This window comes from Pseudonocardia sp. C8 (genome assembly GCF_014267175.1).
Taxonomy (GTDB): domain Bacteria; phylum Actinomycetota; class Actinomycetes; order Mycobacteriales; family Pseudonocardiaceae; genus Pseudonocardia.
The window spans coordinates 1,860,411-1,873,019 of record NZ_JACMTR010000002.1; the positions used below are offsets into that span (position 1 = coordinate 1,860,411).

Sequence of the window (12,609 nt, forward strand, 5' to 3'; positions counted from 1 at the left end):
CCATGCCGGTCGATACCGAGATCCCGCCGACCCCGCCGTCCTTCCCGCTCGAACGCGCCGAGGCCTACCGGCGCCGCGGGCTGTGGACGGGCGAGACGCTGGGGGAGGCGCTGCACCGGGCGGCGCGGGCGCATCCGGGCCGGACCGCACTGGTCACCGTCGAGGGCCGGCTGACCCACGCCGAGCTGGACGAGCGGGCCGCGGCCTTCGGGGCCGGGCTGCTGGCGCGCACCTCGCTGCGCGCCGGTGACCGGGTCATGTTCCAGCTCGGCAACGAGCTCGAGACCGTGGTCGCCTACTACGGCTGCATCCGGGCCGGGGTCGTCCCGGTCTGCACCCTGCCCCAGCACGGGGAGCGGGAGATCGGCCGGCTCGCCGAGCACACCGGGGCGCGCGGCCACCTCGTGCAGGCCGACTTCCGCAACCGTGACCTCGTCGGACTCGGGCAACGGCTGCAGCGCGAGATCGACGTCCTGGACACGCTGATCGTGACCCGGGGCGACGCACCCGGGACCGCGCACGCCTACGCCGGGATCCTCGACGCGGGTGACGAGCGGCGGGCCCGCGAGGAGCTGGCCGCGGCCGCGATCGATCCGGACGGGCTGGTGGTGCTCCAGCTCTCCGGCGGCACCACCGGGCTGCCGAAGGTCGCCCCGCGCCGGCACGAGGAGTACGTCTACAACTCCCGGATCTGGGCCGAGGTGCTCGAGATGACCGAGGAGTCGGTGCTGCTGCACCCGCTGCCGATCATGCACAACGCGGGTACCGCGGCTGCACTGCAGCCCGCCCACCTCGTCGGGGGGACCTGCGTCGTCGCGCCCGACGCCGAGCCGGGCCGGCTGTTCGACCTGATCGCCGCGGAGCGGGTCACCGTCGTCCCGGTGGTGCCGCCCGCGGTCGCGATCCGGATGCTGGAGCACGAGCGGGCCGGGCACGCCGACGTCAGCAGCATCCGGCGGTTCGTGCTCGGCGGCCAGCGCCCGAGCGCGGACCTGATCGAGCGCCTGGAGCGCGAGCTCGGCATCCGGGCACTGCAGATGTTCGGGATGGCCGAGGGGATGTTCCTCTACACCCCGCCCGACGCGCCCGAGCAGGCCCGCCTGAGCACCGTCGGCACCCCGATCTCGCCCGCCGACGAGGTCCGGGTCCTGGACGTCACCGGAGAGGGCGAGGTGCCGGACGGCGAGCTCGGGGAGCTGGCCTGCCGCGGTCCGTACACCATCAACGGCTACTACCGGGCCGCCGGGCACAACGCCACGGCGTTCACCTCGGACGGCTTCTACCGCACCGGTGACCTGGTGACCCGGCACGTCCTCGACGGCCGGGCGTTCTACGCGATCGACGGCCGGATCAAGGACGTCATCAACCGCGGCGCGGAGAAGATCCACGCCGAGGAGGTCGAGGAGCTGCTCGTGCGGCACCCGGACGTGCGCAACGCGGCCGTGGTGGCCATGCCCGACCCCGTCCTCGGCGAGCGGGTCTGCGCCTGCCTGGTGACCGCCGAAGGTGCGGGGGCGCCGACCGTCGACTCGCTCGGCCGGTTCCTGCTGGACCAGGGACTGGCGAAGTTCAAGCTGCCCGAGCGGGTCGAGGTGTTCGACGCGTTCCCCCTGACCAACGTCGGGAAGGTCTCGAAGAAGGACCTGCGGGCCGGCGTCGAAGAGAAGATCGAGAAGGAGAAGGCCGTCTCATGAGGCTCGACAGCATCGCCGTCCTCGGCGGCGGCCCCGGCGGCCTGTACGCCGCGCGCCTGCTCAAGCTCGCCCATCCGGACGCGGTCGTGCGGGTGCACGAGCAGGGCACCCCGGAGACGACCTTCGGGTTCGGGGTCGCGGTCGCCGGCCGCACCCAGCGCAACCTCGAGGAGGCCGACCCCGCCACGCAGCGGGACATCATCGCCGCCGGCCGCCCGCACGACATGCGGATGCTGGTCGACGGCCGGGCCGCGCGGGTGCACAACGGACCGCTGATCGGCATCGCCCGCCCGGAGCTGCTCGCCGTGCTCGACCGGCACGCGCGGGCCGCCGGCGTCGAGCTGTGCTACGGCGAACGCCGCCGGCTCGAGGAGCTCGACGCCGACCTGGTCGTCGTCGCCGACGGGGTGAGCAGCCAGACCCGCACCGACCACGCCGAGGACTTCGGCGCCGAGGTCGAGGTCGCCGGCGGGCTCTACCTGTGGGCCGGGGCGGACTTCGCGCTCGAGACCGCGATCTTCGCCCCGGTCACGACCGGGCACGGCACGTTCGTCACCCACGCCTACCCGTACGCCCCCGACCGCAGCACCTTCCTCATCGAGACCGACGAGGCCACCTGGCGCGCGGCGGGCTTCGACGCGACCACCGAGGCGACCGCCCCGGACGCCTCCGACACCACCGCGCTGGCCTACCTGCAGGACGCGTTCGCCGAGCACCTCGACGGCCACCACCTCATCGGCAACCGGACCCGCTGGCTGCGCTTCCGCACCGTGCACTGCACGCGCTGGACCCGCGGCAACGCCGTGCTGCTCGGCGACGCCGCGCACACCGCGCACTACTCGGTCGGGTCCGGCACCAAGCTCGCGATGGAGGACGCGATCGCCCTGCGCGACGCGATCGCCGAGGCCGGCGACCTGCCCACCGCGCTGGCCGCCTACGAGAGCGTGCGCCGCCCCCAGGTCGAGCGGCTCCAGGAACTGGCCCGGCGCAGCCGGCTGTGGTGGGACTCCTTCCCGCGCCGCACCCACCTGCCCGTCGACCAGCTGATGCTCGCCTACATGACCCGGACCGGGAACGTCGGGCTGCAGCGCTTCGCCGGCACCAATCCCGAGATCGTCCGCCGGGGGCTCGCCGGGTTCGCCGGCGCCGACCCGGCGGAGGTGCCGGCCGACGACGTCGTCGAGTGGGTGCTGGCCCGCCCGCTGCGTCACGGCGACCGTCGCCGGGACGGCCGGGTCCTGGCTCCGGCCGAGCGCGACCGGCTCAGCACCCCGGCCCCGGACGTCGCCGCGGCACCGGCCGGTGCGGACCTGGCCCGCGTCCCGGTCACGCTCGGCGATCCCTGGAGCCCGGACGCCGACACGCTGGTCAAGAACCTGAACGACCTGGTCCTCGCCGGGTGGCGCGGGGTCTGGCTCACCGGACCGGCCGATCGGGGGAGCGTGCTGACCCGCCTCGACCTCGGCGAGCGGGTCCGCGCCGAGACCGGCGGACTGGTCGTCGTCGACGGGCCCGCGTCGTGCCGCGACGACCTCGCCGCCGGGGTCGTCGCCGGCCGCGCCGACCTGGTCTGCCCCCTGCCGCCCGCCGACACGTCACCGAACACCTTCGAGGAGGACCACCGTGCCTGACGACAGCATCCGCACCGAGCATCGTGTGCAGGGCGTGGACCACGCCGCATTCCCGACCTTCGACCCGGCCGCGACCGTCCGCTTCTACCGCGACACCCTGAAGTTCCCGGTCGTGCACTCGATCTGCGCGGCCGGATGGGGCCCGGAGGACCACCCGGACTTCATCCACTTCTTCTTCGACATCGGCAACGACGACCGGATCGCGTTCTTCTACTACTTCGGCGTCGACCGGGCCGTCGCCGGGGACCCCGGGCCGGCCAAGGGCGACGTGTACGCCCGGTTCGCCGCCGACGTGCCGGACTTCTTCGTGCGCTCGCGGCACCTGGCCATCCACGTCGACACCGAGGAGGACCTGCTCGAGTACCGGCGGCGCCTCGACGAGAGCGCCTGGCCGTGCGAGATGCAGGTCAAGCACGAGACCATCGAGTCGATCTACACCCACGACCCGAACGGGTACATGGTCGAGATCACCCGCGCGCTGCGCCCGGTCACCCCGCAGGAGGACCTCGACGCGGAGCTGACCATCGAGGCCCTCTGCGAGGTCGCGGACGGGCCCGACCCGTCGCTGGAGAAGCTGCTCACCCGCAAGGCCGAGCTGATCGTCGAACGGGCCGCGGGCTGGGAGGCCCCGGCCGACCCGGCCGAGGTGACGACGTGACCGCGGTGTTCGTGCTCGACGTGCCGGAGAACGAGGGCGTCGTCGAGGTGGCGGAGCAGGACGCGCTGCTGCAGGTCGAGAAGGTCGGCCCGTACTACCGGATCGCGCTCGACGACGACGGCGCGCCCGAGGCCGCCGACCCGGGCGAGGACGTCGGAGCCGGCCACACGAGCACCCGCGACCAGATCGTCATCGACCGCCGGGCCACCGGCTGCCGGCACGCCGTCTGGTACTCGGCGCTGGCCGGCCTGCAGCAGGCGCGTGTGGCCCAGCACGACAAGGACGCGCTGCGCGTGGTCCACGCACCGCAGGAGGCACGATGACCGGCTCACCGGACCGGCCGCATCACCGGATCGGGCTCGTCGTCCCCAGCTCGAACGTGACCGTCGAGACGGAGATGCCGGCCCTGCTGCAGCGCCACCGGGAGGCGACGTTCTCCTTCCACTCCACCCGGATGCGCATGCACACGGTCTCGCCCGAGGAGCTGCGCGCGATGAACGCGCAGCGCGGCCGCTGCATCGACGAGATCGGTGACGCCGGCGTCGACGCGGTCCTCTACGCCTGCCTGGTCGCCCTCATGGCCCAGGGCCACACCGACGGCGTCGGCGAGCACGAGCGCACCGAGCAGGCCGCCACCGCCCAGCTCGCCGCACGCGGGTTCGGCGCGCACGTCGTGTCCAGCGCCGGCGCGCTCGTCCACGCCCTGCGGGCGACCGGCGCCGAGCGGGTCGCGCTGGTCATGCCCTACCTGCGCCCGGTCGCGGAGCTCGTCGTCGGCTACCTCGAGGCGGAGGGCGTCACGGTGACCGACTGGCGGGCCCTCGAGGTCGCCGACAACGCCCAGGTCGGGTGCCTGCCCGGCCACCGCGTCCTCGGTGCCGCCCGTGCTCTCGACCTTGCCGGCGCCGACGCGCTCGTCCTGTCGGCCTGCGTGCAGATGCCGTCGCTGCCCCTGGTCCAGGCGGCCGAGGACGAGTTCGGGCTGCCGGTCCTGTCGGCGGCCACCGCGGGTGCGTTCACCCTGCTCGACCGGCTCGGGCTCGCGGTGGACCTGCCCGGCGCCGGTCGCCTCCTGACCCGCGACGCGAAGGTGGGTGCCTGACATGGCCGCGAACCCGGGCCTCAACGTCGACTGGTACCCGGCGACGCTGCCGGCCGGTACCGGCATCCACCTGCAGACCGTGGTCACCGTGGACGGCAACGCGGCCAAGGGCACCCTGTACACGCCGCCCGGCCGCGAACCCCGCGAGACCACGGTCGTCGTGCTGATGCACCCGCGGGTCGACTTCTCCCGGCACTACCTGATCCCGGCCCTGGTCGGGGCGGGCGACGCGGTGTACGTCCAGCAGTCCCGCGACGCCGGCAACGACCTCCGGCTCGTCCACGAGCAGGCCCTGCTCGACCTGGGCGCCGGCCTGGAGTGGCTGCACACCGTCGGGTTCCGGCGGACCGTCGGCCTGGGCAACTCCGGCGGCGGGGGGCTGCTCACCTACTACGTCCAGCAGTCCCAGCGGGCGCCGTCCGACCGGATCACCCGCACCCCGGCCGGCCGGCCGAGCGCCCTCGACCGGGCCACGCTCCCGATGCTCGACGCGCTGGCCTACCTCGCCCCGCACCCCGGGCAGGGCACCCTGCTCGGCCACTGCATCGACCCCTCGGTCACCGACGAGGACGATCCCTTCTCGGTCGACCCGGCGCTGGACCCGTTCGCCGAGCACAACGGCTACCGGCCCGCACCGGACAGCTCCAGCTACCCGCCCGGGTTCGTGGAGCGCTACCGCGCCGCCCAGCTCGACCGGGTCGCCCGCATCGACGAGCGCGCCCGCGCACACGTCGCCGAAGCCCGCGACGCACGCACCAGGGTCAAGGCGGGCGGCGCGACCCCGGACGACCGGCGCCGGGCCGGCACCGCCCGCCTGATCACGGTCTGGCGCACCGACGCCGACCTGCGGGCCATGGATCTCGGCCTCGACAAGTCCGATCGCGGGTACGGCTCCGTGATCGGCCCGCGGCCCGAGGTCACGAACTACGGCATCGCCGGCTTCGGGCGCCTCACCACCCCGGACGCGTGGCTGTCGACGTGGTCGGCGCACACGTCGAACGCGACGATCGCCCGGACCGGGCCGGACATGACGCTCCCGGCCCTGCTCGTCTCCTACACCGCCGACAACTGTGTCTTCCCCGGCGACGTCGACCGCATCGTCGACACCATCGCCAGCAGCGACCTGCAGGTCCACGCGATCGCCGCCGACCACTACGGCAACCCGGTCGACCCCGGCGACCGGCGCCGGGACCGCGCCGCCGGGATCATCGCCGAGTGGATGAGGGACTTGTGAGTGGGTAGCAGGGCCCTGGCCCTGCTACCCACTCACGACGCGAGTTGGGTCGACCGGGCCGCCCAGCGGGTCAGCAGGTCCGCCGCCGCGCCCGAGTCGATCGCCGTGGTGACGGCCTCGAGGGCGTCGGCGATCGCGGCCGTCAGGTCGCCGGAGATCCCGCGGTGCGACGCGAGCGCGCCGGCGGCGTTGAGCAGCACCGCGTCCCGCACCGGGCCCGGCTTCCCGGCGACCACGTCGCGGACGACGGCCGCGTTGACCTCCCGGGTGCCGCCCCGCAGGTCCTCGGCCGTCGCCGGACGCACGCCCAGCGCGGCCGGGTCCAGGCGTTCCCGGCGGACCCGGCCGCCGTCGGCGATCCAGACGGTGCTCGACGTGACGGTCGTGAGCTCGTCGAGGCCGTCGTCGCCGCGGACGAGCAGCACCGACTTGCCGCGCCGGGCGAACACCTCGGCCATGATCGGCGCCAGCCGGGGGTCGGCACAGCCGATCAGGCCGCACTCCGGCTGGGCCGGGTTCGACAGCGGCCCGAGGATGTTCATCGCGGTCGGGACGCCCAGCTCGCGGCGCACCCCTCCGGCGTAGCGCATGGCGGGGTGGAAGGCCTGCGCGAAGCAGAAGCCGATGCCGAGCTCGGCCACGCAGCGTTCCACGGCGGCCGGGGTCAGCTCGATCGCGACGCCGAGCGTCTCGAGGACGTCCGCGGTCCCGCACTGCGACGACGCGGCGCGCCCGCCGTGCTTGACCACCGGCGCGCCGGCCGCCGCGACGACGATCGCCGCCATCGTCGAGATGTTGACGGTGTGCGCCTGGTCCCCGCCGGTGCCGACGACGTCCACCGCCCGGCCGGGGACGGTGACCCGCAACGCGTGCGCCAGCATCGCGTCGGCCATGCCGGAGATCTCGGCCGGCGTCTCGCCCTTCGACCGCAGCGCGACGAGGAAGCCCGCGAGCTGCGCGGGCGTCGCCTCGCCGGCGAAGACCTGGTCCATCGCCCAGGTCGACTCCTCGGCGGTCACGTCCTCGCCGCCCATCAGCCGGCCGATGACCGACGGCCAGGTCGGTGCGCTCACGCCGGGACCCCCCTACTCGCCCGCGGTCACGGTGCCGGCCCGGGAGTCGCGCAGCACCTGGGCGACGACCTCGGCCGTCTCGATCGGGTCCAGCGGGTGCACCAGCACCGCGTCCGCCTCCGACCAGGTGCCCAGCCAGCGGTCGTCGCGGCGGCGGACGGTGAGCACGATCGGCGGGCAGTCGGTGATCTCGTGCCGCAGCTGCTTCGCCACGCCCATGCCGCCGGTCGGCTGCGCCTCGCCGTCGAGGATCAGGAGGTCGGCCTCGCCGGCGTCGCACGCGGCGAGGACGTCGGCGATGCCGGCGGCCTCGGTGAACCGCACCCGGCCGACGTCCGGGGCCGGGCGCCGCCCGACCGCGTCGATGATGCCCTGCCGGACCTCGGCGCGGTGGCTGTAGACGAGCACCGTGCTGGTGCCCGTCGCCGTGCCGCCGCCCGGTCCGCCGATCCTCGCTGCTCCGCTCGCCACGGGCCGGATAGTAGTCCGGGCGGGCCCCCGGGACGGGCGTGGACCCGCTGATCATGGCTGCCGTTCGGCGATCGTGATGCGACAAGGGGTATCCCGACAAGCCGTAGAAGTTCGGCTCGGGTCATAATGCCCGGCGTGACGACAGCGGCACCCAACATCAGCGCGCGGATCCACTCGCTGAACCGACCCAACCTGGTCAGCATCGGCACCATCGTCTGGCTCTCCAGCGAGCTGATGTTCTTCGCCGGGCTGTTCGCGATGTACTTCACCGCGCGGGCCCAGAACGACGGTCCCTGGCCGCCGCCGCCGACGCACCTCGACGTGCCGTACGCGCTCGTCGTGACGATCGTGCTCGTGGCGTCCTCGTTCACCTGCCAGTTCGGCGTGTTCGCGGCCGAGCGGGGTGACGTGTTCGGGCTGCGCCGCTGGTACCTGCTGACGCTGGCGATGGGCACGTTCTTCGTGCTCGGCCAGGCCGGCGAGTACCTCACGCTGGTCGAGGAGGGCACCACGATCGCCTCGAGCGCGTACGGCTCGGTCTTCTACATGGCGACGGGCTTCCACGGCCTGCACGTCATCGGTGGGCTGGTCGCGTTCGTGTACCTGATCATCCGCACCAAGCTGAGCAAGTTCACGCCGGCGCAGGCCACCGCGGCGATCGTCGTGTCGTACTACTGGCACTTCGTCGACGTGGTGTGGATCGGGCTGTTCGCCGTCATCTACTTCATCCGCTAGCTCCGACAGCCGAAGCCCGCTCCGTCCCACGAGACTCCCCACCCGCCACGACGTCGAGGTTGGAAGACCCCCAGCGATGACCGAGAACCCCGAGGGCGCCGAGAGCGCAGCCCAGAACCCACCACCGGGCAACCGGCCGGACCGCAACGGCGGGGGCCGCACCCGTCCGCACGGCAAGATGCGCCGCCGGATCGCGGGCGCCCTCGCCATCGGTCTGGGCCTGCTGTCCGTCGGCTTCCTCTACGCCGCTTTCGCGCCCCAGCCGCAGGTCGCGCAGGCGCAGCCGGACGCCGCGCTGATCGCCAAGGGCGAGCAGCTCTACAACAACACCTGCATCACCTGTCACGGGTCGAACCTGCAGGGCGAGCAGGGCCGCGGGCCGAGCCTGATCGGCGTCGGTGACGCTGCGGTGTACTTCCAGGTCTCCTCGGGGCGCATGCCGATGGCCCGCCAGGAGGCGCAGGCCATGCGCAAGCACCCGCTGCCGATCTTCGACCCGGAGACCGCCGAGGGCCGCGCGAACCTGGAGGCGCTGGGCGCCTACATCCAGGCGAACGGCGGCGGCCCTGTCACGCCGGCCCAGGAGGGTGAGGCGCTGCGGGGCGAGGACCCGGGCCGCGGCGGCACGCTGTACCGGCTGAACTGCGCGTCCTGCCACAACTTCACCGGCGTCGGCGGCGCGCTGTCGTCCGGCAAGTTCGCGCCGGCCCTGGACCCGGCCAGCGAGTCGCAGATCTACACCGCGATGCAGACCGGTCCGCAGAACATGCCGCGCTTCTCCGACCAGCAGCTCACGCCGGAGGAGAAGCGGGACATCATCGCGTACATCAAGTCCGTGAACGAGGGCAACAACCCCGGCGGCAACGCGCTGATGGGCCTCGGCCCGACGGCGGAGGGGATCTTCATCTTCGTCGCCGTGATGGCCGGACTGGTCGGGTTCGCGATCTGGTTGGGGGCGAAGAGTTGAGCAGCGACGTCGGCACCGGCTCGGGCAAGCGCCCGGCCCAGGAGGATCTCGACGCGATGTCGCCCGAGCAGCTGGCCCGGCTGGCCGGTGAGCTCGACGACGTCGACGTCGTGCACAACGCGCCCGCGTTCCCGATCCCGGGCACCCGGGCGGAGAAGCGGGCCGAGCGCGCGGTCGCGCTGTGGTTCGGGCTCTCGGCGCTGTCCGGGCTCGCGTTCGTGGTCGCGTTCATCTGGTGGCCGTGGGAGTACGTCAACAGCGGCGAGCCCGGCCACCTGACGTACCTGATGTACACGCCGGTCATCGGCTTCACGTTCGGGTTCTCGATCCTGGCGCTGGGCATCGCGGTGATCCAGGCCGTGAAGAAGCTCTTCCCGAACGAGGTGTCGGTCCAGCAGCGGCACGACGGCGCCTCCGACGAGGTCGACCGCCGGACCGTCATGGCCCAGCTGGCCGACGCGGGCAACTCGACCACGCTCGGCCGCCGCAAGCTGATCATCCGTACGGCCGGTCTGTCCGCCGCCGTGCTGGGCGTCGGCACCGGCGTGATCGCCCTCGGCGGCATCGTCCGGGACCCGTGGGCCGAGGGTGAGGAGGCGCCGCTGTGGCACACCGGCTGGCGTCCCGAGAACGGCGAGACGGTGTACCTGCGGACCGACACCGGTATCGTCGGTGAGATCGCACGGGTGCGGCCCGAGGACATGGAGCCCGGTTCGATGATGACCGTCTTCCCCTACCGGGAGAGCGAGCGCGGGAACGAGGAGGAGCTGCTGCACGCGCAGCGCGCCTCCGACGCGCCGGTCATGCTGATCCGCCTCCGTCCGGGCACGCACGTGACGCCGCGTCCGGGGCAGGAGAACTTCCACCACGGCGACTTCTACGCCTGGTCGAAGATCTGCACGCACCTCGGGTGCCCGACGTCGCTGTACCAGGCGCAGGACAACCGCATCCTGTGCCCCTGCCACCAGTCGCAGTTCCTGGCGACGCGGGACGCCGAGCCGGTCTTCGGCCCGGCCGCCCGCCCGCTGCCGCAGCTGCCGATCACGGTGAACGAGGAGGGCTACTTCGTCGCGCAGGGCGACTTCGTCGAGCCCGTCGGACCCGCGTTCTGGGAGAGGCCGAAGACGACATGAGTTCGATCACCACTCCGACCTCCTCCTCCGGAGGGGCGTCCGCGAAGGCCGCCGAGGCCCTCGACGAGCTGGACCAGCGTTTCCACCCGGCGGCCGGGCTGCGCAAGCAGTTCAACAAGGTCTTCCCGACCCATTGGTCGTTCATGCTGGGCGAGATCGCGCTCTACAGCTTCATCATCCTGCTGCTGTCGGGCACCTACCTGGGCCTGTTCTTCGACCCCTCCATGGAGGAGGTCGTCTACAACGGCCCGTACGACCCGCTCCGCGGCGTGCACATGTCGCGCGCCTACGAGTCGGCGCTCGAGCTGTCGTTCGAGGTCCGCGGCGGGCTGTTCATGCGGCAGCTGCACCACTGGGCGGCACTGCTGTTCATGGCGTCGATGATCATCCACATGTTCCGGGTGTTCTTCACCGGCGCGTTCCGCAAGCCGCGTGAGGCGAACTGGACGATCGGCATCGTGCTGATCCTGCTGGGCACCTTCACCGGCTTCACCGGCTACTCGCTGCCGGACGACCTGCTGTCCGGCATCGGCCTGCGGATCGCCTCCGGTATCACGCTGACGGTGCCGATCATGGGCACCTGGGTGCACTGGGCGCTGTTCGGCGGGGAGTTCCCCGGTACCGAGGTCATCCCGCGGCTCTACATCATCCACGTGCTGGTGCTGCCCGGGATCATCCTCGCGCTGATCGCGGTGCACGTCGGCCTGGTCTGGTACCAGAAGCACACCCAGTTCCCCGGTCCCGGCCGGACCGAGGGCAACGTGGTCGGCGTGCGGATCCTGCCGCAGTTCGCGGCGAAGGGCGGCGCGTTCTTCGCCGTCGTCGCCGGCGTGCTGTGCCTGATCGCGGGCCTGTTCCAGATCAACGGCATCTGGAGCCTCGGCCCCTACGACGCGTCGCACGTGTCGGCGGGGTCCCAGCCGGACTTCTACATGCTGTGGTCCGAGGGCATGGGCCGGATCTTCCCGCCGTGGGAGTTCTACCTGTTCGGCACCTACACGATCCCGGCCGCGTTCATCCCGACCGCGGGCTTCCTGCCGGTGCTGTTCGTGGTGGCGGCGATCTACCCGGCCGTCGAGCGCCGCTTCACCGGCGACGACGCGCTGCACAACCTGCTGCAGCGCCCGCGGGACGTGCCGGTCCGCACGGCGCTCGGCGCGATGGCGATCTCGTTCTACCTGTGGCTGGTGATGTGCGGGTTCAACGACTGGATCGCGTACTTCTTCCACATCTCGCTCAACGCGACGACGTGGGCCGGCCGCCTGGGCCTGCTGATCGTCCCGCCGATCGTCTACTGGGTGACCTACCGCTGGTGCCTCGGCCTGCAGAAGTCCGACCGGGCGGTGCTGGAGCACGGCATCGAGACCGGCATCATCAAGCGGCTGCCGCACGGCGAGTTCATCGAGGTGCACCAGCCGCTGGGCGGTGTCGACTCGCACGGCCACGCGATCCCGCTCGAGTACCAGGGCGCGTCCGTGCCGAAGCGGATGAACCAGCTGGGCTCGGCCGGCGAGCCGGTCCCGGGGTCGATGCTCACGCCGGACCCGGTCGACGAGTCGCGGGCACTGGCCCACGCGCGGCACGAGGCGCGCGAGCGCGAGCTCGCCGAGCTCGAGGAGCGCCGGGTGTCGCGGACCGAGCTGGCGGCCCGCACCGAGGAGCCGGCCGGCCGGCCGGACGACGGCGGTCGTCCCCAGCAGCCGACGGAGTGATCGGCTAGTGCCTCGTCAAGCAACGTTGGTGCGGAAATCGGTGGATCCAGGAGTTCGCCGGCAAGGCGCCGGCCGGGCCCAGTACCGGAGGTACTCGGCCCGGTCGGCAACGCCGCCGGCGGGCGCCTGGGCCGCCGAGTTCCGTGCCGAACGTTGCTTGATGGGGCACTAGCACGGACGACGACGGGCCCCGGCCCGG

12 protein-coding genes are annotated in these 12,609 nt (G+C 72.7%); 10 read left to right on the forward strand and 2 right to left on the reverse strand.

Going from position 1 to position 12,609, the window contains the following annotated elements; translation table 11 throughout:
* Positions 1-2 precede the first annotated feature (2 nt).
* From H7X46_RS09375 to H7X46_RS09400, 6 genes are read left to right on the forward strand one after another with little or no spacing between them, the layout of a single operon-like run.
* The gene (locus H7X46_RS09375) at positions 3-1,694 is read left to right on the forward strand and encodes a (2,3-dihydroxybenzoyl)adenylate synthase (protein WP_186359038.1); all 1,692 of its coding nucleotides are present in this window, start codon (positions 3-5) and stop codon (positions 1,692-1,694) included.
* Complete coding sequence (locus H7X46_RS30365) at positions 1,691-3,325, forward strand: FAD-dependent monooxygenase (RefSeq protein ID WP_186359039.1); 1,635 nt, start codon at positions 1,691-1,693, stop codon at positions 3,323-3,325. Before H7X46_RS09375 ends, H7X46_RS30365 begins: the two co-directional genes overlap by 4 nt.
* The gene (locus H7X46_RS09385; RefSeq protein WP_370588673.1) at positions 3,318-3,983 is read left to right on the forward strand and encodes a VOC family protein; all 666 of its coding nucleotides are present in this window, start codon (positions 3,318-3,320) and stop codon (positions 3,981-3,983) included. Before H7X46_RS30365 ends, H7X46_RS09385 begins: the two co-directional genes overlap by 8 nt.
* On the forward strand, positions 3,980-4,306 hold the full coding sequence (locus tag H7X46_RS09390) for a hypothetical protein (protein ID WP_186359040.1): 327 nt from the start codon (positions 3,980-3,982) through the stop codon (positions 4,304-4,306). The genes H7X46_RS09385 and H7X46_RS09390 overlap by 4 nt, the downstream gene beginning before the upstream one ends.
* Positions 4,303-5,085 (forward strand): maleate cis-trans isomerase, encoded by a 783-nt coding sequence (locus H7X46_RS09395; RefSeq protein WP_186359041.1) that lies wholly within the window; start codon positions 4,303-4,305, stop codon positions 5,083-5,085. Before H7X46_RS09390 ends, H7X46_RS09395 begins: the two co-directional genes overlap by 4 nt.
* A gap of 1 nt (position 5,086) precedes the next feature.
* A complete protein-coding gene (locus H7X46_RS09400; RefSeq protein ID WP_186359042.1) occupies positions 5,087-6,319 on the forward strand; it encodes an alpha/beta hydrolase in 1,233 nt (410 codons plus the stop codon).
* 32 nt (positions 6,320-6,351) lie between these two features.
* Here H7X46_RS09400 and trpD read toward each other — a convergent pair whose 3' ends face one another.
* On the reverse strand, positions 6,352-7,392 hold the full coding sequence (gene trpD, locus H7X46_RS09405) for an anthranilate phosphoribosyltransferase (RefSeq protein WP_370588674.1): 1,041 nt from the start codon (positions 7,390-7,392) through the stop codon (positions 6,352-6,354).
* Positions 7,393-7,404: 12 nt separating this feature from the next.
* Positions 7,405-7,800: a hypothetical protein gene (locus tag H7X46_RS09410; protein ID WP_186362545.1), complete on the reverse strand. Its 396-nt coding sequence runs from the start codon at positions 7,798-7,800 to the stop codon at positions 7,405-7,407.
* A gap of 189 nt (positions 7,801-7,989) precedes the next feature.
* Here H7X46_RS09410 and H7X46_RS09415 point away from each other — a divergent pair, with 189 nt between their 5' ends.
* From H7X46_RS09415 to H7X46_RS09430, 4 genes are all read left to right on the forward strand, one after another.
* Positions 7,990-8,598: a heme-copper oxidase subunit III gene (locus tag H7X46_RS09415; protein ID WP_186359043.1), complete on the forward strand. Its 609-nt coding sequence runs from the start codon at positions 7,990-7,992 to the stop codon at positions 8,596-8,598.
* A 178-nt stretch (positions 8,599-8,776) separates the two neighbouring features.
* Positions 8,777-9,565 (forward strand): c-type cytochrome, encoded by a 789-nt coding sequence (locus H7X46_RS09420; protein WP_186362546.1) that lies wholly within the window; start codon positions 8,777-8,779, stop codon positions 9,563-9,565.
* Positions 9,562-10,698, forward strand: a complete 1,137-nt coding sequence (locus H7X46_RS09425; protein ID WP_222131253.1) for a ubiquinol-cytochrome c reductase iron-sulfur subunit — start codon at positions 9,562-9,564, stop codon at positions 10,696-10,698. Before H7X46_RS09420 ends, H7X46_RS09425 begins: the two co-directional genes overlap by 4 nt.
* On the forward strand, positions 10,695-12,410 hold the full coding sequence (locus H7X46_RS09430) for a cytochrome bc complex cytochrome b subunit (protein WP_186359044.1): 1,716 nt from the start codon (positions 10,695-10,697) through the stop codon (positions 12,408-12,410). Before H7X46_RS09425 ends, H7X46_RS09430 begins: the two co-directional genes overlap by 4 nt.
* Positions 12,411-12,609 lie beyond the last annotated feature (199 nt).